At 39.8% G+C, this 23,163-nt stretch carries 16 protein-coding genes and 1 pseudogene; 9 read left to right on the top strand and 8 right to left on the bottom strand.

The window, feature by feature from the left end:
* The first annotated feature begins 274 nt into the window (after nt 1-274).
* Nucleotides 275-1,153 carry a hypothetical protein gene (locus D5R40_RS03085; protein WP_124142903.1) on the top strand — a complete coding sequence of 293 codons (879 nt, stop codon included), beginning with the start codon at nt 275-277 and terminating at the stop codon, nt 1,151-1,153.
* A 1,111-nt stretch (nt 1,154-2,264) separates the two neighbouring features.
* On the opposite strand, the gene ppk1 is transcribed toward D5R40_RS03085, so the two are convergent.
* On the bottom strand, nt 2,265-4,436 hold the full coding sequence (gene ppk1 / locus D5R40_RS03080; protein ID WP_124142904.1) for a polyphosphate kinase 1: 2,172 nt from the start codon (nt 4,434-4,436) through the stop codon (nt 2,265-2,267).
* 892 nt (nt 4,437-5,328) lie between these two features.
* Here ppk1 and D5R40_RS03075 point away from each other — a divergent pair.
* Nucleotides 5,329-6,954 carry a choice-of-anchor Q domain-containing protein gene (locus D5R40_RS03075; protein ID WP_124154216.1) on the top strand — a complete coding sequence of 542 codons (1,626 nt, stop codon included), beginning with the start codon at nt 5,329-5,331 and terminating at the stop codon, nt 6,952-6,954.
* A 4-nt stretch (nt 6,955-6,958) separates the two neighbouring features.
* On the opposite strand, the gene D5R40_RS34460 is transcribed toward D5R40_RS03075, so the two are convergent.
* Nucleotides 6,959-7,108 (bottom strand): hypothetical protein, encoded by a 150-nt coding sequence (locus D5R40_RS34460; RefSeq protein ID WP_161564915.1) that lies wholly within the window; start codon nt 7,106-7,108, stop codon nt 6,959-6,961.
* 194 nt (nt 7,109-7,302) lie between these two features.
* Here D5R40_RS34460 and D5R40_RS03070 point away from each other — a divergent pair, with 194 nt between their 5' ends.
* Nucleotides 7,303-7,863: a hypothetical protein gene (locus D5R40_RS03070; RefSeq protein WP_124154215.1), complete on the top strand. Its 561-nt coding sequence runs from the start codon at nt 7,303-7,305 to the stop codon at nt 7,861-7,863.
* A gap of 702 nt (nt 7,864-8,565) precedes the next feature.
* Here the strand turns inward: D5R40_RS03070 and D5R40_RS03060 are convergent.
* The 4 genes and pseudogenes from D5R40_RS03060 to D5R40_RS43450 all read right to left on the bottom strand — a co-directional run bounded on the left by D5R40_RS03060 (nt 8,566) and on the right by D5R40_RS43450 (nt 9,844).
* A complete protein-coding gene (locus D5R40_RS03060; protein WP_124142908.1) occupies nt 8,566-8,754 on the bottom strand; it encodes a hypothetical protein in 189 nt (62 codons plus the stop codon).
* A gap of 46 nt (nt 8,755-8,800) precedes the next feature.
* Nucleotides 8,801-9,100 (bottom strand): annotated as a pseudogene (locus tag D5R40_RS39020) (IS1634 family transposase); the annotation flags it as partial.
* A 73-nt stretch (nt 9,101-9,173) separates the two neighbouring features.
* Entirely contained in the window at nt 9,174-9,587 is a 414-nt protein-coding gene (locus D5R40_RS34455; RefSeq protein ID WP_161564300.1) for an IS1 family transposase, read from the bottom strand.
* A gap of 137 nt (nt 9,588-9,724) precedes the next feature.
* Complete coding sequence (locus D5R40_RS43450) at nt 9,725-9,844, bottom strand: IS1/IS1595 family N-terminal zinc-binding domain-containing protein (protein WP_445974404.1); 120 nt, start codon at nt 9,842-9,844, stop codon at nt 9,725-9,727.
* A 648-nt stretch (nt 9,845-10,492) separates the two neighbouring features.
* On the opposite strand from D5R40_RS43450, the gene D5R40_RS03050 reads away from it, so the two are divergent.
* From D5R40_RS03050 to D5R40_RS03035, 4 genes are all read left to right on the top strand, one after another.
* Nucleotides 10,493-11,344 (top strand): zinc metalloprotease HtpX, encoded by an 852-nt coding sequence (locus D5R40_RS03050; RefSeq protein ID WP_124146285.1) that lies wholly within the window; start codon nt 10,493-10,495, stop codon nt 11,342-11,344.
* Between the two features lie 200 nt (nt 11,345-11,544).
* On the top strand, nt 11,545-13,800 hold the full coding sequence (locus D5R40_RS03045) for a patatin-like phospholipase family protein (protein WP_124154214.1): 2,256 nt from the start codon (nt 11,545-11,547) through the stop codon (nt 13,798-13,800).
* A 1,008-nt stretch (nt 13,801-14,808) separates the two neighbouring features.
* Nucleotides 14,809-16,401 carry a threonine ammonia-lyase, biosynthetic gene (ilvA, locus tag D5R40_RS03040; RefSeq protein WP_275670263.1) on the top strand — a complete coding sequence of 531 codons (1,593 nt, stop codon included), beginning with the start codon at nt 14,809-14,811 and terminating at the stop codon, nt 16,399-16,401.
* Between the two features lie 706 nt (nt 16,402-17,107).
* The gene (locus D5R40_RS03035) at nt 17,108-18,184 is read left to right on the top strand and encodes a DUF3474 domain-containing protein (RefSeq protein ID WP_124142910.1); all 1,077 of its coding nucleotides are present in this window, start codon (nt 17,108-17,110) and stop codon (nt 18,182-18,184) included.
* Between the two features lie 183 nt (nt 18,185-18,367).
* Here the strand turns inward: D5R40_RS03035 and D5R40_RS03030 are convergent, their stop codons facing one another.
* On the bottom strand, nt 18,368-19,714 hold the full coding sequence (locus D5R40_RS03030) for a protein kinase domain-containing protein (RefSeq protein WP_124142911.1): 1,347 nt from the start codon (nt 19,712-19,714) through the stop codon (nt 18,368-18,370).
* A 929-nt stretch (nt 19,715-20,643) separates the two neighbouring features.
* Between D5R40_RS03030 and D5R40_RS03025 the strand changes: the two genes are divergently transcribed.
* Together D5R40_RS03025 and D5R40_RS03020 are read left to right on the top strand one after the other, a co-directional pair.
* On the top strand, nt 20,644-22,023 hold the full coding sequence (locus D5R40_RS03025) for a cytochrome P450 (RefSeq protein ID WP_124142825.1): 1,380 nt from the start codon (nt 20,644-20,646) through the stop codon (nt 22,021-22,023).
* 135 nt (nt 22,024-22,158) lie between these two features.
* Nucleotides 22,159-22,434: a cytochrome P450 gene (locus D5R40_RS03020; protein ID WP_124142826.1), complete on the top strand. Its 276-nt coding sequence runs from the start codon at nt 22,159-22,161 to the stop codon at nt 22,432-22,434.
* A gap of 107 nt (nt 22,435-22,541) precedes the next feature.
* Here D5R40_RS03020 and D5R40_RS03015 read toward each other — a convergent pair whose 3' ends face one another.
* On the bottom strand, nt 22,542-22,745 hold the full coding sequence (locus D5R40_RS03015; protein ID WP_124154213.1) for a hypothetical protein: 204 nt from the start codon (nt 22,743-22,745) through the stop codon (nt 22,542-22,544).
* Between the last annotated feature and the right edge of the window lie 418 nt (nt 22,746-23,163).

Below are 23,163 nucleotides of genomic sequence, written 5' to 3'. Positions count from 1 at the left end.
CCCCTTAAAAGGGGAGACTTGAGACTACAATTTCTCGGTAAAACTTAAGATAGTTCGGTTGATCAAAATAATTTGGTCGCGCAACCTCGCCTTTTAAGGCGATCGGGTTTTTGGAGGGTTGCTCACGCATCCCCTACTTCCCCTCCCAGGAGGGGTTAGGGGTGGGTTAACTTCTGACTTCTGACTTCTTTATTCCCCTCTCAAAGGTAAAATAAAGGTATAATAATAAGTAACACTCACTCAAAATTAGATTATTTAGGAGCGATCGTAAAATATGTTGCGTAAATTGACGGTATTGTTTATGTGTTTAACATTGTGTTGGACAACAGTCGCTTGTGGCAGTTCAAACACAACTTCAGATCAAAACTCAAATCCCAATATTCCCTCCAACCCCATTAAGCAAAACCGAAACCAAGTAACCCAGGGGCAATATCCTGTACAACAGGCAACTTATAATGATGCTAACGGTGAGTATACATTAATGTTGCTGAATACTCCGTCAGGTAAACCACCGATGTATAGTACGACAGATTTGCAAATGGCAAGTTTGACTGAGGAAGAAATTCAGGAAGGCAAAACTAACTATGCTGAGATTAATGGCAACCAAGCTAGTTTACACATTAAACCAGACTTTAAAATTGAATATGTACATAACGTAACTGAAACTCAAACAAATCCCGAAACAGGTAGACAAGAAACAATAATTGTGCGTCGGGAGTCTAACTTCTGGACACCTTTTGCTGGAGCAATAGCAGGTCAGGTAGTTGGTGGAGCAATTAGTAATATGTTGTTCAGACCTCAATATTATGTACCGCCAGTTTATCAACCAGGTGGAGTAATGACTGGTTATGGTGGGTATGGTAATAGCTATGACCAAGCTGTTAACCGATATCAAGAACGTTATCAAGCTCCACCAGCAGCAGTTAAAAATCGTCAAACATTGCGTGCTACAGGTGTAACTAATTCAACTAGAAGTAACAACACTCGCAGACAGCAGCAAAATCTCAATCGTTCCACAGGAAGCGGTGCTAGTGCTAGTGACTTGCGTCGTTCCAATCAAGCAAAACCTCGCCAACAACGTCGTAGTTTTGGTAGTGGTGGGTTATCTCCCTCTCGTCGCGGTGGTGGTTTTGGATCTAGACGACGCCGATAAATTAATCACATTTATCTAAAATAATACCCACAACAATTAATTAATCTGAGCAGGGGCGAACAACTTTTCGCCCCTAAATTTCGAGTTAATTAGCTACTTATATCATGTCCGGTTGAACAGTTATAAATAAACGACGGAGGAATCAGGTGGACCTCCTCAGGAGTCAGGAGGGAAGAAAGAGGAGGAGAAAGTTTTTTTTATCACTAGACATCTGATGGAAAATAAATAAACCTTTTAATTAGAGCAGGTTTTGGATACGAAAAATTCACCCTAAAAAATCATTTTTCGTGCCTTTTTCGTAAAAATATCTTAAAAAAATCTTATCTTTTGCCTGTTGCCTACTCCTGCAAAAAATCTATATCTTTTTCACCAGAGGTCTACTAATTATCCAGACATGATATTACTGTTCTTCTGTAAGAACAGCAGGGAAGAGGGAACAGTGGGAAAAATATTTCCCCTGACTCGGATCATCAGATTCTTCTAAATTTTCTGAGTTAATCATCCTCTGAATATTGTGGATTCAGCACTAATTTAATTTTTCAATTTGCACCTGCTTTTCCTTTAGTAATATATCAAAATTAGGCATTGCTGAATTAAGGTATGAAAGTAAGTTTATAGGGAATAGGGAATAGGGAAAAGTTATATAAAATCCGGTTAAACAACCATAGAATGGTTAAGTTAGGAGTCCTCAGGAGTCAGTCCTCAGGAGTCAGGAGAAGAAAGAATTACAAAGATGAGCGTAGTTATGACGATTGAAGATTTTTTTTATGTCCAATTAAACGGATTTGATATTAATAGGGAAAAGTTAATATTAACAAGTAGTTCAAACTATCCAAAATAAAAAATACAAAAGACAAAATTATCAAATCATACCTAGAATCAGCAACGCCCAAAATTAAAACTTACTTTCACAGTTTAAACCAAAATACTATCTTCTAGTTTAATTTAGTCTAGTAGACATCTGGTAAAAATCAAAAATCAAATCAATTCTCACACTAGATATATCAATTCTTTCCCCTCCTGGGAGGGGGAGGGGCGAGGGGTGGGTTCCCTACTGCCTACAGCAAAGCTGCCTACTCCCTCTTTTGGAGGAGATGTCTAGTGCCTATATCTAATTATTGATTGATGTTTCCATCAAAATTTTATGAGAACCCAATTCTGGAGAATTATCAACAGGGCGACGCTGAATATACTGACCATCTGATTGTAAATCCCAAGCTTGACGGTTGTCAGATAACAGAATACCCATAATCTCTTGCAGCTCTTTCGTTAAGTCAGGATCTTCAATAGGAGTAATAGCTTCTACCCGACGGTCAAGATTACGAGGCATCCAGTCCGCAGAACCAATATATACCTCCTCTTGAGCATTATTATAAAAGTAGAAAATACGAGAATGTTCTAAATAACGCCCAATAATACTTACTACCTTAATATTTTCACTTACACTCTCTAAACCAGGACGCAGACAGCAAATACCTCGAACAATCAAATCAATTTTCACCCCTGCTTGAGAAGCTTCGTATAACTTAGCAATTATTTTCGAGTCCACCAAAGAATTCATCTTAGCAACAATGCGACCTGTTTTTCCTTTTTGGCAATTCTCAATTTCACGATTAATGAGCTTAATAAAGCGATCGCGCATATTTACAGGAGCTATCAACAATTTCCGATAAGACTGCTGGCGCGAATATCCTGTCAAGAAATTAAACAAATCTGTTAAATCTGCTCCTAACTCTGGGCGACTGCTAAATAAACCTAAATCAGTATAAAATTTAGCTGTTTTGGGATTATAGTTACCAGTGCCAATATGAACATAGCGACGGATATGACCTTCTTCCTGACGCACCACCATCACAATTTTCGTATGAGTCTTCAGACCTGCTAAACCATAAACAACGTGAACGCCAGATTGTTCTAACTTCCGCGCCCACTGAATATTATTTTCTTCATCAAATCTTGCTTTCAATTCCACCAATGCTGCTACTTGTTTGCCATTTTCTGCTCCAGCAATTAAAGCATTGATAATAGGTGAATCTCCAGAAGTACGGTAGAGAGTCATCTTAATTGCCAACACATTAGGATCGTGGGCAGCTTGAGTAATGAAACTTTGTACCGTACTTGCAAAAGAGTGATATGGATGATGTACCAATACATCTTTCTGGCGAATGACTGCAAAAAAGTCTATGCCATTATTCTTATTCTGGTCAGAAGTTGCTATGCGATCGCCATGATTTCGCAACCGTGATGGGATAGTAGATGCCCAATTTGGATCTTTGAGTTGTGGTAATGGTAACCCCATGAATGACATCAAATCTTTTAAATCAAGTAATCCATCTACTGTGTATACATCCTTTTCTGATAGCTCCAACTTTTCCATTAATATCTTTTTTAATGTACTAGGCATTGTTGAATTAATTTCCATTCTCACTACGGTACCACCAATACGGCGTTTTTGCAGTTCTTTTTCAATTACCAATAGCAAGTCATCACCTTCATCTTCTTGCACTGATAGATCGGCATCACGAGTAACCCGAAATAGATGATATTCCTGGATATCCATACCAGGAAACAGAGCACCCAAGTTATGAGCAATGACTTGTTCGAGAGTCACTCCCATCCAATGTACAGTTTCATTCTTTTCTTGCACCTGTAGTTTTTCTGGCAAGGGTAAAAACCGAGGTAATATTTTGGGAACTTTGATTCTGGCTAATAAATCTTCCTGAGTTTCTGGATTTTTCAGCATTACTGCTAAGTTTAAACTGAGATTAGATAGATATGGAAAAGGGTGACTAGCATCAATAGCTAAAGGTGTTAGTACAGGAAATATATGTTCTTCAAAATAGTTTTGTAAGTATGTTTTTTGTTTTTGATTGAGGTCTATATAATTGAGGATATGAATGCCATTTTTTACTAACTCTGGTCGTAAAGTTTTCTCAAAGAATTGATGTTGTAAAGAAACCATTGGCAATAGTCTTTGATTAATCCCATCAAGTTGTTTTTGGGGGGTACGACCGTCTGGAGTTAATTTATTTACTTCAGCTTCTATTTGTTTTTTCAGAATTGCTACTCTGACCATGAAGTATTCATCTAAATTAGAACTAAAAATTCCTAAAAACTTTAAACGCTCTAATAAGGGAGTACGGGGGTCTAAACCTTCAGATAAAACTCTACGGTTAAACTCTAACCAACTAAATTCTCTATTAAAGTAGTATTGTGGATCGCTAAAATTTTTTTCTGCCTTAGTTTCTGCACTTTCTGTCGCATTCTTTTTGTTTTTGGACATAGTTAATTAAGGTATATTTTGATATTTGTTCAAATTAATATTGATTGTAAGGTAGTCTTGAACCTTTGTAAAGTATACTTTTTTAATAAATAGTTAGTATAGTTAGATACTTTTATTAATCTAGTTAAATTGGTGGTAAAGTTCAATTTTTTCACAGGATGAAGTGATAGAAATAAGATAGTAATTTTTTTGACTTTGTTTGTGATAGCAATCCTATTTCAGTTGCGGGTAAAAATATCTTTGAATTTAGGGAACTCTTAACAGGGAACAGGGAATAGAGGTAAAAGTTTCAGATTTTTTATATATCCTTAGATTTTTGACAAATTATTTCTGATTGCTATCTTTCTATAGATAAGTTATGGTTTGGTAAATAAATGTTTAAATGATGGTATTGAAGAAGGAGACAGGAGACAGGAGACAGGAGACAGGAGGAAAATTACATGGGGATTCGCTCCCCCAAGTAATGCGTGAACACCCCCGTTGACGGTGGGGTATTAAACCCACAAAGAAAATGATAATAGTTGAATTTATTTGAGTTTCAGTAGCACAAATATCTGTGCTATTTTTTAGGAGTAAAAATTTGTAGCCTTAGCAAAAAAAATAATGCTTTGTTTAACCGTTTTTTGTGGATAAAAATCTATGTATTATGAAGATTGTGTAAAGGGATTATGAAGATTATGTAAAGCCACTAAAAAATCACTCAAAAGTAATAATGTTTATGTTATAGTAAATTCCAAGCTTTGTTCCATGAATATCCCGAACCTCTTGCTGTGTCATACAAGGTTTTATTATTAATAAAAGCATTGTAGATTAAGCTGATGGTGTTTTGATCCAACAAAGCCCTAAATCAAGATCAAGTTAGGCAAAATAAACAGGAAATTCTACTAATCTTATGGCAACTTTTAATGTAACCAACACCATGGATGCGGGTAATGGCAGTCTGCGGGATGCTATTGCGATGGCAAATGCTACGCCGGATGCCGATACCATTACCTTTGATAGTTCCCTCACAGGAATGACCATCGGACTGACCAGTGGAGAATTATCGATCACCAATCCTCTCACCATCAATGGATTAGGTGCAAATCTGCTGACAGTGGATGCACAACAGAATGGCTTCCGGGTCTTCAATATCGATAACGGCAATAACGATCTGATTGATGTATTCATAGATGGCTTAACCATTACTGGAGGCAATCCAATAGGTGGTGGTGGTGGAATTTTCACCTCCGAGAATCTGACCGTTCAAGACAGTATCATCTCCGGCAATACCTCAACTGGCATTGAGGGGCAATACGACATAGGCAGATCTATTGATGGTGGTGGAATCAATAGTTATGGTGGTTATTTGAAAATCGTCAACACAGATATTATTAATAATGAAGTCAAGGGACAATTAGCCGACGGAAACCCCGAATTTCAAAATGATTTTGGTGACGACCCTGACGGTGGTGGTGTATCCATCCGCAATGGTCAGCTCAACGTTGTTGATAGCACTATTTCCGGTAATAAAGTCACTGGTGGTCTGAGTGACGGTGGTGGGATTTATGGTTGGTATAGTGACATAACGGTTACTAATTCGACTATCTCTGGCAATACTCTTGAAGGAACTGCCCTGGGTAGCGGTGGTGGTATTTATAACCGCCATGGTAATACGACAATCGCAAACTCAACCATCGCTAATAATTCGACATTAATGACCAGTGAGTTCGGATCTGCTGATGGGGGCGGTATTTTTAGCCGTAATGGCGATCTAGAAATTACCAATTCAACTGTCTCAGGTAATTCAGCAGTTGGCCTAGATCGAACAGATGGTGGCGGAGTTTACAGTAAAAATGGCAATTTAACCGTTGCTAACTCTACTATTTCTTATAACAGTACTGCGGGTAATAGCGCTGATGGTGGAGGTATTTTCAGTAGTTCTGGTATCGCAACAATTACCAATTCTACCATTTATGGTAATTCTGCTGATGGACGTGGAGGTGGTTTATTTAGTGAAGGGAGGACAAACCTCACCAATACCATCATTGCCAACAGCACTGGTCGCGATGCCGTGCTGAAGACTAGCAAGATCGACACTAACGTCAATAATTTGATTGAAGACGGCCATTATAATCCATTTTTATCAGGCGATCCTGGTTTGGGTCCCCTACAAAATAACGGTGGTTCTACTGAAACCCACGCCTTACTCTCTGATAGTATTGCTATTGATGCCGGGGATAACGGAGGTGCAACAGGATTAACGTTCGACCAACGGGGGCAGGAATTCGATCGCATTGTCAATGGTACGGTAGATATCGGTGCTTATGAAGTACAGGAACCTCAGCCACCAGCTCCCGAACCTCAACCACCAACTCCCGAACCTCAACCACCAACTCCCGAACCTCAACCACCAACTCCCGAACCTCAACCACCAACTCCCGAACCTCAACCACCAACTCCCGAACCTCAACCACCAACTCCCGAACCTCAACCACCAACCTACCTCCAACGCCAACCTTACCACCCGCACCGCTAACACCTCATCCTCCATCAACCCGAACCTCATCCTCCATCAACCCGAACCTCAACCACCAACTCCCGAACCTCAACCACCAATCTACCTCCAACGCCAACCTTACCACCCGCACCGCTAACACCTCATCCTCCACCAACTCCCGAACCTCAACCACCAACTCCCGAACCTCAACCACCAACTCCCGAAACTGAATCTTTACTGTTTAGCCTAAAAAACAACCAAACTCTAGGTGGAGTTAGTTTCAGACGAGAAGACATCGTTGAGTATAATCTAACTGACCAGAGTTTCAGTAAATTCTTCGATGGTTCAGATGTTGGTCTTAAAGGTTTTAGGATTGATGCTTTTGAAGTGATTGACGATAATGAAATTCTGTTTTCTTTTGAGAGACCTAAAAATATAAATGGCATCCAAGTAGATGACTCTGACATTGTTAAGTTTACTCCCACATCATCTGGAGACAACAGTAGCGGTTCTTTCGAGCTATACTTCGATGGTTCAGATGTTGGCTTAACTGAAGGTGGTGAAGATATTGATGGTCTGAGTGTCGATCCTCTTACTAAAGACCTTCTAATTTCCACTCGAGGGAGCTTTAATGTCTCAGGAATTAGCGGTAAAGATGAAGATATACTACGTTTCAATCCTGATACTGGAGCTTGGTCTATTGAATTCGACGGTAGTGATGTAGATCTTACCGGGCATAGTGAAGACATTGATGCTATTGGTATTAATGGAGAGCAACTACTTCTGTCCACAACCGGTAGCTTTTCTGTAACTGATGTATCGGGTCAAGACGAAGATGTATTTATCTTTAACCCAAATACCCTGGGTATTTCAACATCAGGTACATTTGAAGAATTTTTTAGTGAATTGAATAGCAGTGATATCAGTGGCGTTCATTTTCTTGCATAGACTTGATAGACATAGGACTTATAGAACCCATTTGAGATCTATTTAAAAAGAGATGGGGAAATAGGGAGATGGGGAGATGGGGAGATGGGGAAATAGGGAAATGGAAGCATTTTTCTACCTGCTTAGCGCCCTACCTGGTACCCCGAAGGGCGGTGAGTGCAGTACGCCCTTCCTTAGGGTTCCCAAGGTACTGTGGGCAGAACCTGCCACCACCCAATAGGCGCCCCGCCGAATTGAAGCAACTGCCCTAGGCAAAGCGTTTCTGTTAGCGTAGCTCCTCCTCCGGAGGAAAGAAATACCCGAAGGACGCGGGGTCCCATCCGCTTTTTGCCCTATTCTCGTTCCTGAATCTCCTGACTTCACCAGAACTAAGTTCTGAGGACGGCAGCCAAAAGCACATACCCCGTGCAAAGATACGATCGGGGGTTCTATATCATGTTCGGTTGAATACTTATATTAAATCCGGTTAAACAACCATAGAATGGTTAAGTTAGGAGGAGTCAACCCACCCCCGCCCCTCCCAGGAGGGGAAGTCAGTCCTCAGGAGTCAGGAGAAGAAAGAATTACAAAGATGAGCGTAGTTATGACGATTGAAGATTTTTTTTATGTCCAATTAAACGGATTTGATATTATAACCCACATTCCGCACTTCATAATGTATTACAAAAAAACATGAATCGCGTTCGGAATTTCAGCCAACTCCTAATTGTATAAAACATCAAAAAAGTGAGGGTTAAAGTATTGTTGAGCAACCAGAAAGTTCTGATCATCAGTAGAAAATACAGGAGCAACTATACTCCCATCGAGAGCATCAATCAGTTTTCTCAATTCAGGTAGTGCGATCATGTCCCGGAGGGTGCGGAACATCATTGCACACCCGAAGCGCATCACTGATAATATCTTATCTTTGGCAAGGGGAGGGTAAAAACTGTAAAATTCAACTCCGTTCCTCTGTGAGATTAACTACTTGTTGGCGTTGATTTATGGTTAACAAATGAACTCCTTGAAAGCATTGAAATATCCATCTTAATGTGGGAGTAGTTGTCATATTTTCTAACTGATTTTTGAGGAGATTACTGGTACTTTTTCAAGTATTTATCAACTCTCTTTGGCCGAGATTATATACTAATAAACACAGTGACATGATAAATAATATTGTTTCGACTCTTTGCGGTTTTTCCACAAAAAAACTATCGGCAAAAAATTGTGGGTTTTTGAGGAATCTAAAGCCCCTCTGGTAGTGCTAAACAAGTAATGATTGATTATAGTGATGGATCAAATACCAAATAGCGCCAATGTGATTTTCAATCTTATTTGGAGAAGGACAAAGTTTTTCGTACTAACCTGGATACCCTTTGTCTTAAGGTATTATTGAATCGTTCAATGTCAGAAGTCTTCCCTGTTTTTTTTCCCACCGCTTGATGTCGTTTACTGGGTAAAACACCACGCTCTTGCAGCCCAAAAATCAGTGTATGCGATACCGCTAGAGCAACGCTCCGCAAAGGCACATTGACGATCAACCCCAGGTAAGGACTGCCACAAATGTCTAGCTGCTTCTTCATCCCGTGAGCTGATATCAACACCAAAATTTCACGAGCTTCTACTTCCATCGCTAACCAGACCCACTGCTGATTACCTTTGTTGTCCACAAATGACCATAATTCATCACATTTAATTGTGAGCTTCTCCTTTTTTTTTGGCTGAACCTTAAGCTTTCTGGGCACTTGTGCATATTTCTGGTTGACAGCCAGCTTGTAGCCATTGGTCCGAAACTTGGACACTCGCGTGCAATGCCAGCCAGTGAAATCCTTTCTGATAACAGTTGGTCAATCAGCTCGCGAGTAGGTTGGTCAATCAGTTTCTAGGTAAGGTTTTCCACAAATTGTCGTCCACATTCGCAGCACAAAAACCGCTGGTTATCATTATAGATATGGCCATTTTTGACAGTTTTTGAAGATGCACACTTTGGACAGGTAGGCATGGATGGACAACAGTAACTTTTACTGCTTCATAAAACTGATACAAAGCGTCACATAACGTAACAAATTGATGTTTACTTCCTGCTTCTACTGAGGCCGTCGGCGGTTACTCATCCACAGGCATTAACGGTCAAGCCAACCCCATCTCTACACTCTATACTTACATTTAAGTCTTTGTCAATTAACATAACTAAAAAAGTCCTCAAACCCTTACTACGCCGTTTTAGCGTAGGGAGCGAGATTTCAGGATAGGTCTACGTCTATATAGATAGACACCCCAGAAATGCGAATAGCAGGGATTAGTGCAGAAGATACAAAGCGTCACCCTCGTTACTACTTGCCTGTGAGAACTAGCGTATTATGTCAATAAATTGCGCAAATTGTTAACTAAGTCGAAACTCCTCTACCATTACATATTGAGCACTACCCGTCCCTACTGCTGCCTAATAAATGTTATTTGTGGGTATTTAAAGAGAGACGAGCTGAGTATTAATAGCTATAAAATTTCACAAAAACCGAACCTTTTGTCATGATTTCCGACCATAAGTAAACCAATCGTAAAAGCTACAATGAAAAAAATATCATAAAAGAGCGATCGCCACCTGAGAATAAAATATAGAAACCATTGGCCTTAACAGGAGGCAACCTTTATGAACATAGTAAAAACTGTGGCTTTATTAGGAATACTTAGCGGTTTATTAGTAGCAGTTAGTTATTGGTTAATCGGTGGCCTAACAGGTGCTACAGTGGGGTTAGTATTAGCAGCAGTAATGAACTTGGGTTCCTGGTTTTTCTCAGACAAAATAGCTCTAGCAGCTTATAATGCCAGACCAGTAAATCAAGCAGAAGCACCAGGACTCTATAATATGGTAGAAAAATTGTGCGATCGCGCACGTCTACCCATGCCAGCAGTTTATATCATTCCCACTGCCGCAGCTAATGCTTTTGCCACAGGTCGAGACCCCCATCACGCAGCAGTAGCAGTTACCGAAGGTATTATGAGAATTTTACCAGAGGACGAACTTGAAGGAGTAATTGCCCACGAACTCAGTCATATCAAAAATCGCGATACTCTCACCCAAGCAGTAGCAGCAACCGTTGCAGGTGGGATATCTTGGTTAACTCAAATAGCTAGTTATTCTATGTGGTTTGGTGGGGGTTCCCGCGACAACCGATCTAACCCAATTGTGATGTTATTGACGATCATGTTAGCTCCGGTTGCTGCTAGTGTTGTACAAATGGCAATTTCCCGGACTCGTGAATTTGCTGCTGATGCAGGTGCTGGCGATTTAACTGGCAACCCCCGCGCCCTTGCTCAAGCTTTGCAGAGGTTAGACCAAAATGCTAGACAAATGCCATTGAATGGTAACCCAGCTTTTGAGCCATTACTAATTATGAATGGATTTTCCGGTAAATTCATGGCTAATTTATTTTCTACTCACCCATCCACAGAGGCGCGAATTGAAAAGTTGCTACAATTAGAGCAAAAATTACTGGGATAGTAAATTTTGAGGAGTCAGGAAGGAAGAAGAAAGAAGGAAGAAAGAAGAAGGAAGAAGAGAATAAATTGTAGTATAATAGACGTATATGGTGCCGCACCGCGCACCGGAAACTACATTTAGCTTTAGAACCGACTTGAAAGCGTAAGTCCAGTGAATGTAAAGTCTTGCTGAGTTAAACGTTCTAGGAGGAAAGCAATATCGTGCTTCAAAAAATTATTTTATGGCTGGTGCTTGTAGGGGTAGTAGTTACGGGATGGCTGCTACTGCCTAGCGCCTTTTGGCAGTATGTCTTTTTTCTACGCATACCTCTGCTCATGGGTGTATTGCTTATTGCGCTCCCTTTCCTCGCAACAGGTGCCCTGAAATCTATGCTCAAGAATCTTTTTGTCCTGCGTGGCGCTGGTCAAATTGCGTTGACAATTTTGGGTGCAACTGTGGCGGGAACAGCCGTAACCTTTGTCGTTGCAATAATCCTTGGTGGTGCGCCAGCTCGTTTTGGGGTTCCGGAACTGCCTGGAGTTTCTTCTTCTAAAGTTTGGTATTATGTGTTAGCGATCGCCCTGGCATTACCGACGACCCTGACAGTATTTGAATTATCCCAGGAAGAAATGGATAATAACAAAAGATGGTCTGGATTGTTTTTGGGGGTGTCATTTGGCGTTATCTTTTTGTTTCTTTTCAAACTGATTCAAAACTTTCTCTCGGTCGATAAAATTCCCGGTATTAATAAGGTTTTGGTGAAAGCAATTTCCTTTTTGACCCAACACTCTTCCAAAGCAGCAGGCTATATCGATAATGGTATTTTAAACAACAATCATTTTGACGCTATTGTTTTCTTCATCGTTCTTGTTGTTATCTATATAATCGCATTTAAGCTTTTTATGCCAAGTTCGTTGCCCCCCGATAAGAAGATACAAGAACCGCCAGCACTTTTATATGTAATGTTGTTAATTTCCGTATCGGTGCTTTTGTTGGGCAGTCTTACCTTCTTCTTCGATTACTCGCGTATTTCTGTCTTGTTCTTCTGGGTGCTGATTGCTGTAGCGCTCTATAGGCTTTTGAATGTCGATCACTATTTTACATTAAAGGATGCTCCAGAACAGCCAGAAGAGCAAAAAAATTTGACGGCCTTATTACAAAAGCGTCTGGACAAACAAGATCTAGAAGAGCCTCTTGCAAAACAAACTGTAGTTGTTGTCTGTGCTAGTGGAGGTGGAATTCAAGCCGCTGGATGGACGGCTCAAGTATTGACTGGCTTGCAAGAAGAGTTAGGGGAATCATTTACTAAAGCAATTGGATTAATTAGTTCCGTTTCTGGTGGCTCAGTAGGTGCAATGTATTATCTGGATCGCTTTACATATAAAGGTTTTCCACCGACTTCAGAATCAGAAAAAATATTTGAGGGCGCTACCGCAAACAGTTTAGATGCAGTAGGTTGGGGATTAGCCTATCCTGACTTGTGGCGCGTGATTTTCCTCCCGTTCCTACCAGACATTCTCACTCCCAAAGTCAGAGATCGAGGTATTGCGATCGAGAAGGACTGGCAAGGACGTATGAAAACCCCAGAGTCTCCAAAAACCTTAGCCGACTGGCGAGGGGAAGTTGAAGAAGGTAATATTCCGCTCCCTGTATTGAATGCAACTCTGGTTGACAATGGCTGGCGGTTGCTAGTTACACCAGCGAAATTTCCCAACAACTCTCAGAAAAAATTCTTCGACTTTAATAGTCTTTATCCAGGAAAAGATATTGATGTTGTCACAGGTGCAAGACTTTCTGCCACGTTCCCTTACATATCTCCCATTTGTCGAGCCGACGACCGCGTCGCTGATGGTAAAGATCGCAAGATAGAAAATTATCACGTCGCTGATGGTGGCTATTTCGACAATTCTGGTTTTGTGACAGCATTAGAATGGCTTGAGGAGCTTCTTCGTGAAAAACCTACCCAAAAAGGTGAAGAAACTACCCCAGAAATAAAAAGAATTCTGATCTTACAAATCAATCCTTTTCCTGAAACCAAACCTAATGAGCAACCTAAAAAGGAAAAGAAGCGAGGTTTGTTTATGGCAACTATTGGTCCGTTGCTAGGCTTATTCAAGGTTCGCAGGCCAATTCTTACTTCCCGCAATTTAACTGAGGTAGAATTGTTGCAGGAATGGGAGAGCGCAAAACAGAATGATGGAAACGTAGAAATTGAATATTTCCCCATCTTCTTCCCTTCTATTACTGAGGAAGCAAAACTAGGACTAAAGACTGCAGAGCAAGAAGTTACTCCAGATCTAAAAGCAAAACAATCATTTTATAGCGCAGAAGGTGAATACGAGCCACCACTCTCATGGAAACTAACAAAGAAGGAAAAGGACGCGATCCGAGCAGGCTGGAAAAAGATAGTGAGAGACAAGGAAAGCACAATTGAAAAACTTAAGAATCTTTGGCTAGATCAATGGAATATGAAATAAACGCCAAGCATATTGTCTAAGAGCGATCGCGCTCTTGTGGCTCAGTAATATCATGTCCGGTTGAATACTTAACACTTTGGAGGAGGTAAGGCAGAAGGCAGGAGGCAGGAGGCAGAAGGAAAGAAAAGGTTAGAAGGGAAAAGGTTTTGATCACGCTCTTATCCGGACATGATATAACCCGATGAGATCAACCGAAATCTCGGTTTCCTATTTTCAAGAAAAACTATCACTCTGTCACTTTCTCCAATAGCAGGCAGAACGATCGCTTTTTTTGAGATTTTGTGCGATACCGGAGGTATAAAAAAATATCAAAAACTGGAAGAATTAACATGATATAAGTCCTGTAGTGGACTGACACGCCTAAAATGGTGCAATAGTAGGGGCGGGTTCCGCGTTAAGTTAATGGTGTCACCTACGACTAAGTAAACCCGCCCCCGCCCCAATAATCTAATGCATAAAATTAGATGTGTCGGTCTAGTAGGTAATGATAAGATGAGCGAAGGCAGCCATGCTCAGAGCAAAGGGTAGAAGGAACAACTGGATAGGATTTTATACCAATTCCCATGCATTATTGTTATACTTGGGCAGTACTTCAGTTGTCAACTGATCGGTACAAACAAAATCACTTTTTTGCTAATTTAAGCTTGCGTTAATGTTAATTATTCTTATGTTTGCTTCTCCCTGTACGGACGTTGCATGCAACTACCTATTTCCCCTCCTGGGAGGCAGGGCTGTTTTAAAGTATTGTAGATTAAGGATGAGCGGGAGAACAGGAGATGAGGGGATAGTGGAACAGTGAAATTTGCCAAAATTTGCCGATTTTGAGCGCCAATAAGCGTCTTTAAGCTCTGAGAGGATATTGGGTTCAATGGCGCTTAAAAGCCTCCATCCCGGTGTTGACCTGTCTCCGTGTCCCTGTGTCTATCGAGAATGAAACAGCCCTACCCTCCACCGGAGGGGTTAGGGGTGAGTCCCCTGCTCAACAAAGTGTAGAAAAGTTTTTGAGAAATGGTTTTATACCCTTCTGCCTTCTGCCTCCTGGCCTCTGCCTTTCCCAATAATCAAGCATTTACTAACCAAATAAAACCTATGTATTGTGACTATCTAGTACAAATTCTCACTGCCCGCGTCTACGACGTAGCCCAAGAATCACCACTTGAAACCGCTCCCAACCTTTCAAAACGCCTCCAAAACAACCTCCTACTCAAACGAGAAGATATGCAGTCAGTCTTCTCCTTCAAATTACGCGGAGCTTACAATAAAATGGCTCAACTGCCTCCAGAAATTCTCTCCCAGGGAGTCATCGCAGCGTCCGCTGGAAATCACGCTCAAGGAGTTGCCCTAGCTGCAGGTCGCCTCGGTACTCGCGCCATCATAGTCATGCCTGTCACTACCCCTCAACTAAAAGTTAATGCTGTCAAAGCTAGAGGAGGGGAAGTTATTTTGTATGGCGAAACCTATGATGAAGCTTCTAGTTACGCCCATCAACTGGAAGCAGAAAAAGGTTTAACTTTTATTCACCCCTTTGACGACCCCTACGTCATCGCCGGACAAGGAACAATTGGTATGGAAATTCTCCGCCAATATCAAAAACCCATTCACGCTATTTTTGTTGCCATTGGTGGTGGGGGTTTAATTTCTGGTATTGCTGCTTATGTTAAACGGTTGCGTCCGGAAATCAAAATTATTGGCGTTGAACCTGCTGATGCTGATGCTATGTCGCAGTCTCTCAAAGCTGGACACCGAGTCCGCTTACCTCAAGTAGGATTATTTGCCGATGGTGTTGCAGTGCGAGAAGTAGGAGAAGAAACACTTCGTCTATGTCAGCAATATGTAGATGATATTATTCTCGTCGAAACAGATGATACTTGTGCAGCTATCAAAGATGTATTTGAAGATACTCGCTCCATTGTCGAACCTGCTGGCGCATTGGCGATCGCTGGTGCAAAAGCTTATGTTGAGCGAGAAAAAATTCAAGATGAAACCCTGATCGCCGTTGCCTGTGGTGCCAATATGAATTTTGACCGCCTCCGTTTTGTGGCTGAAAGAGCAGAATTTGGGGAACGTCGCGAAGCCATATTTGCCGTTACTATTCCCGAAACTCCAGGTAGTCTCCGTAGATTTTGTGACTGTCTGGGCAAACGTAATATTACTGAGTTCAACTATCGCATTGCTGAGGAAAAAGAAGCACACATTTTTGTAGGAGTACAAATAGAAAACCGCGCTGATGCAGCCAAAATAGTAGAAACTTTTGAAAATCAAGGCTTGAAAACCCTAGACTTAACTGACGACGAACTGACAAAACTACACCTGCGCCATTTGGTTGGGGGTCGTTCTCCCCTCGCCCACCACGAATTACTTTACCGTTTTGAGTTCCCCGAACGGCCAGGAGCATTAATGAAATTTGTCGCCTCCATGAGTCCCAACTGGAATATTAGTCTTTTCCACTACCGTAATAATGGGTCAGATTATGGACGCATTGTGGTCGGAATGCAAGTCCCTCCTGATGAGATGGCCGAATGGCAAAGTTTTGTCCATAATTTTGGTTATCGCTATTGGGATGAAAGCCAAAACCCAGCCTACAAGCTATTTTTAGCCTAGTGCCGCTACGCTTCAAGAATTTAGAATTTAGAATTAAGAATTTAGAATTACCTCTTCTTTTCAAGGAGAGGATTGATTCAAAGGGCAATTTTTATTTATTATCCCCTTAAAAGGGGAGGCTTTAAACCACAATTTTTTGGTAAATAAAAAATTAAAAATAAAATTTTTTGAAAGTCTTGAAAGTCTTGAAAGTCTTGATTGTTAAGGCTTTTAGGATTTTGTAACTGGTTATATCATGTGCAGATAAGAGCGCTCTGGAAAAAACTTATCATGAGTGCTTCAACAGTAAATCTTTCTATTTTCCCTACTCCCCTACTCCCTATGAGGAAACGGAGACACACCGGACACGGGGACACGGCGTGTCGGTGACACTCTATCTCCGCGTCTCCCTGTCTCCCCCTCTCCGTGTCCTCAAGAACCCCCCGCTCCCCTACTATCTTAATAATCTGCCATCCTGCACTAGAAATATAAAATTTTTGTCAAAAATTACCCCTAGATAATATATAATAATGGTCGTTTCATCTCTCACTAGCTTTTGTTCTATAGCTGATGAGATTCGTCCTAATGCAGTGAAAGTTCCATAAATTTATACCCCTTTTCTCTCTGTTAGTTCAGAAGAGTTAGGGGTAGTTGATGGAAGCTAAATCTGCAAAATGTGACTTGTGAGGATGAAATATCAGACATATTACACAAAGTTGAAAATTTAGTGCAATCAAACACTGTTCTCGATCAAGCAACTAAGACAAACTTAACTCCCTCAAAAATAGAGTTACCTTTTACTCTTCAAGAAGTGAAAGCAGCTATTCCTCCACACTGTTTTGAGCCTTCTCTCTGGAAGTCTCTGAGCTACTTTTTTCTTGATATTGGCATTATTGCTGGTCTGTATGCAATCGCCTATAATCTGGATTCATGGTTCTTTTTTCCCATCTTCTGGTTAATGCAAGGAACTATGTTTTGGGCTTTATTTGTAGTGGGACACGACTGCGGTCATGGCTCTTTCTCCAAATATAAATGGTTTAATAACCTCATTGGGCATTTGTCTCACACTCCCATTCTCGTGCCTTACCACGGTTGGCGCATTAGTCATAGAACTCACCATGCCAATACTGGAAATCTTGATACTGATGAAAGTTGGTATCCTGTTTCTGAAAGTAAGTATAATATGATGCCTTGGTATGAAAAGCTATTTCGCTTTTACCTGCCATTATTAGCTTATCCACTCTATTTATTTAGGCGATCGCCTAATCGTGCTGGCTCTCATTTTCTGCCCAACAGTCCATTATTTCGTCCTTCTGAAAAGTGGGATGTCTTAACAAGTTCAGCACTCTGGATGTTAATGGTAGGTTTTCTGGGATGGCTCACCTATCAGTTTGGTTGGGTATTTTTAGTAAAATATTACCTAGTTCCTTATGTAATATTTGTCGTCTGGCTAGATTTAGTCACCTACTTACACCACACTGAAGCAGATATTCCCTGGTATCGTGGAGATGACTGGTACTTCCTGAAAGGTGCATTGTCTAGTATTGACCGCGACTATGGTTTTATCAATTCTATTCATCACGATATTGGTACTCATGTAGCTCATCACATTTTTCTGAGTATGCCACACTATCATTTAAAGACAGCTACGGAGGCAATAAAACCTCTTTTGGGTGAGTATTATCGGTATTCAAGCGAACCTGTATGGAAGAGTTTTATCAACTCTTATTTAGCTTGTCATTTTGTCTCAGACAAAGGTTCTCAGATATATTATCAATCACCTTGGAAAAAATCTTCAAACTAATTAAATTAGTATCATTTCGGTAGAACAAAGTAGGGGCGAATGGCCATTCGCCCTTACAGGATTTTGGTTGTGACGTGAAGTCAGAGATCGGCAGAAGAAGGAAGAAGGAATATCTAGCGTTGTCTGAATTTTAAGCTTTTGATTAGCGTGCTGAAAGCTGAGTGCTGTTTGCAGATCATTCCGTTACGGAAAATACCGATCGCTATTTAACAATGCCTGTTTAAATTCTTGAGCTGTTTTAAAATAAATTTCTGGTTGATCAATTAATGCTAAATCAATTACCTCTGCTAAAGATTTAGGAATAGAAATATTTCTTTGTCTAATTGGCACAGGTTTAGTTTGCAATACAGTTAAAATTGGGTCTTTACCAACAAAATCACGAGGATATACACCAGTTAACATATTGTATAAAGTTGCTGCCATTGCCCAAACATCTACTTCTGGTTTTACATATTTAAAATCAATCATTTGTTGCCTGGGCATAAATGGAAAAGTACCACCTTTATTTCCCGTAATTGTCTGCCCGCTTAAACCTGCTAAATCAAAAGCTTTTGCTAATCCATAATCTGCTATTTTTACTACTGTTGAATTATCTACATTACTCAGAAAAATATTAGCTGGTTTAATATCGCGGTGAACCAAACCTCGCCCAATACTCAAACTACCATCTGCCTTTTTTACATAAGGAATTTCTGCATTATGGGCATATTCTAAACCATCTAAAGCCTGTAAAATAATCGGCACTGCCACTTCAACAGATAACTGATAACCATGACTCTGCATCAAGTTCCAAATACTACCACCATTACAATATTCTAAAGTAAAAAAAAATAGGCGATCGCTATAATGATAATCTTTCAATTTAACAACATTCGGATGATTTAAAGCTTTAGTATTTTCTATTTCTCTCAAAAAACGATTTATAGCATTAGGATTATTTATGATTTCTGGCAACATTGTTTTTAAAGCTATTAATTCTTGAGTATGATTATTTTTAGCTAAATAAACTTCTCCACAGCCACCTTTTCCTAATAAATTAAGTGTCGTATAACCAGGAATTGTAGTTATAGTAGAATCACCTAAACTTGGTCGTAAAGTTGATAATTCAACTGTTTTTGCTTGCCAAGTTCTTGGTTGATCAAGCATTTCTGGAGGCATTTCTGTTTCTTCTTCAAGACTAACCTGAAAAATAGTATTTCCTAATTGAATTTGGTCTCCTGATTGTAATTCATATTCAGGAAAATTATTTTTTTTTGTTGTTTCAGGAATATGCTCAGATTGACGTTGCCCAATTTTTTTACCATTAACATAAGTACCATTTTTACTAGCAAAATCACGCACTCGTATATCTGGAGGATTAATATCAAGTAGACAATGATAACGAGAAATTGTACGATGTTGTTCATCACTAGGTAGTCTGGGTCTACAGTCTCGATGACGACCGATAATACAGGTAGTTCGTTCTTCAAAGATAAATTCTTTGCCGAGCATACTTCCTTGGATAATAGTAAGTTTGACTTTAGCAGACATGAGGGAGTTAAAATTTTTGATATTTGTGCGATGATTTATATCAATTATCTAGGAAATTTTATTTTGATTTTTTATCTGATGATAAATTGTGAAGTATCTCTAGCATAATTTTGATAATATTTAAGTATAATTATCTTGATTATACAGTAAGAGAATATCAAAAATGTCGGGTGGGCAAATCTGAAAAGATTTACGGTTAATCTAGACAAATTAGTACATCTATAGAGTTAAAAATTTGTAAGGGAAGCTTTTGTCAGATTTGATAACTTTTCCTGATAGTTTATCATTTTCTTTGTGGGTTTAATACCCCACCGTCAACGGGGGTGTTCAAAATTACTTGGGGGAGCGAATCCCCATGTAATTTTCCTTCTGTCTCCTGTCTCCTGTCTCCTTCTTCAACCTATTTTATTCCAAGGTAATATATAGCGTATTTGCGTAAGTCCCAATCTAGTGTATTTTGGAGTTAAGAATCTGGCTTTGCTAGAAGCTACATAATAAACATCTCCAATAATAAAAAATAAAATCAATTATCGTAGATAAATCATAAATTATTTCCCTCTAATCCATCTTTTCCGGGGAAGTCTAATGAATGTAGTAAAAATGCGATCGTAAATACAGATATACAGGACTTACGCATGAGGTACAAAAAACCAGGGTTTGAGATTGCTTTCTGTTCCGGAATACTCCCCAAACCCTATCGGTCGCTTAGGACGACAATACGTTGCAGGTGCGTAAGTCCTAATTTATACAGGACTTACACAGAATAACCTTGAAAACACCGTATGTAGGGGCGTTTTGCTCCGCAACATGTAAAGCGGAGCTTTGTGGAACGCAAATCGTATTCGCTCTCAGTCAATATAGTGTCTATGGGTAAGTCCTAATATAGATAGAGTATATTAGTAGAGTAGCAATCAAACTCAGAAAAAAAAATGGTCACATCCCAACTCCCTAAAGGCCCAAAAAATCTGTCATTCCTGAATAAACTGCAAAGAATAGTCAAACCCTTGGAATTCTTGGAAAGTAATGCTAGACAATATGGTGATATCTTTACCCTTCCTGTTTTATTAGGTGAGAGTAAACAGTCAATGGTAATCATCAGTAACCCCCAAGGAATTCAAGAAATTTTTGCCACCGATCCAGAAAAATTAGATGCCGGCGGAAATGGGACAAGGTTGATTTTTTTAGGAGAACAATCTCTTCTAGCACTTTCAGGCGCTCCTCACAGACGACAACGGAAACTTTTAACACCACCATTTCATGGCCAAAGGATGCTAGCTTACGGCGAGCTCATTCGTGAAATCATTCAGCAAGTTACATCTCAATGGATAACAAACAAAACTTTTTCCATTCGTTCCTCTACTCAAAGAATCTCATTTCAAGTAATTTTAAAAGCTGTATTTGGTTTAGAAGAAGGTCAACGCTTACAAGAAATGGACCAATTGTTAACTACTAGATTTGAGGGAAGAGAATCTATCTTCAGATCTATCTTATTATTTTTCCCTGCACTACAAAAAGATTGGGGTCCGTTAAGTCCTTGGGGGTGGTTGATGCAGAATGAGCGAGACATTGATAAACTAATCTATGCTGAAATTGCTGAACGTAGGGAAAATCCCGATCCATCTCGCACCGATATTTTGTCTTTGATGATGGCAGCGCGGGATGAAGAGGGACAACCTATGACAGATTTAGAATTGCGCGATGAGTTAATTACTCTGTTAGTAGCTGGTCACGAAACTACTGCAACAGCTTTAGCATGGGCATTTTACTGGATTCACCGTCAACCAGAAATTCGAGATAAACTGCTGCAAGAACTTCATGCACTCGGAGATAAACCAGATCCGATGGAAATTTTAAAATTGCCCTATTTGGATGCTGTGTGCAAAGAAACTCTGCGAATTTATCCAGTAGCGATATTAGCACTTCAACGACAGGTGAAGTCACCCCTAGAAATTATGGGTTATCAGTTTCAACCAGGAACTTTTCTGAGTCCCTGTATTTATTTAACTCATCATCGGGAAGATTTATATCCTCAACCGAAGCAGTTTAAACCAGAGCGTTTTCTAGAACGTCAATTTTCCCCTTATGAATATTTGCCTTTTGGCGGTGGCAACCGTCGCTGTATTGGTCAGGCTTTTGCCTTGTTTGAGATGAAATTGGTATTAGCAACCATACTATCTAGTTGGGAGTTGGCATTAGCAGATGAAAAGCCTGTTAAAGCAGTGCGTCGTGGTTTGTTGATGGCTCCAGCAGATGGGGTTCGGATGGTGGTTAAGGGAAAGCGTTATCAAAATCAGCTAGTACCTGTTTAAGAATTAGCTCCTATTGTGACGTTTTGTATCAGTTTGATGAAGCAGTATAACAATAAAACAAATTGATAAACTTAAAACTCCTAAATTTATCCAACAAATCCAATCAACCCTAAAACTATTAGAGTTTTTGGATAATTGTGCCCAAAATTATGGAGAACTTTTTTTACCAATTCCTTTGGCAATTTAGAGACTTTAGTTGTCAGTCATCCCCAGGATATTCAAGAGTTATTTAATCCTAAAAACAAAATTCTTGATGCCCCAGCTGCTCCTAATGAAATATTCAAACCTCAACTTGGAGAAAACTTATTAATTGTACAAGATGGAGAACGCCATCGAAAACAGCGAAAGCTAATGATGCCTCCCTTTTTTTCTATAGGTAGTATTTTGTTTTTTGTCGGAAGATCAAATTAATTTTTGGAGTTCTAGCTCTCACTTTTAGCCAGTGATATAACTCTACGCGGAGCTTTGCGTTGGCAAAATTCCCGGTTTCCAATAACCACCAGTTTATATTTTTTTAATCACCGTAAAACTGGTTGAATAAGTGCCTTTTGCTCCGCTAAATTAGTAGAGCCTTTTTGGAGCAAAACTTGCCAGTAAATAGGTAATGCTCTTTTTTTGTAGATAGTGGCCATCACGAAGATATGATGATTTTTCCATTGTCTTCTATCTATAGTTAAAATTAATTGACTACCATCAACAAATTCTCGACTAATAATCATCATGATCATCGGAAACCAAAACAATGGAAGGCTCAAAGAAAATAATGTTAAAAATCTTTGTATATGTTTTCGACAACTTTCATATGTGATTGGTAAAGGAAAACAACCAGAAATGCCTTTCTATTTTGACAGTTTTCTATACCGTTAATCACCAAACTAAAATTTTTAAAGTTTGGACTTGAGTATCACTGATAAAAATTGCATTTGGTCGGTCTATTTATGTAAGTGGATCGACTTTTTCTACCATAAAATGTGAGTGATGGCTACCATCAACAATTGAGATAAAAATCAACTTGAATTGGGGGAGAAGGGATTGGTAAGCTCAACGTGCCAACCCCTTCTCTAAAAATGATGATCATTATCATTTTCTTTGTGGGTTTAATCCCCCACCGTCAACGGGGGTGTTCAAAATTACTTGGGG

The sequence above is a fragment of the Okeania hirsuta genome (assembly GCF_003838195.1).
Classification (GTDB): Bacteria; Cyanobacteriota; Cyanobacteriia; order Cyanobacteriales; family Microcoleaceae; genus Okeania; species Okeania hirsuta.
The sequence above is the reverse complement of the archived record's forward strand: the minus strand, read 5'-3'. Positions and strand labels throughout refer to the sequence as shown.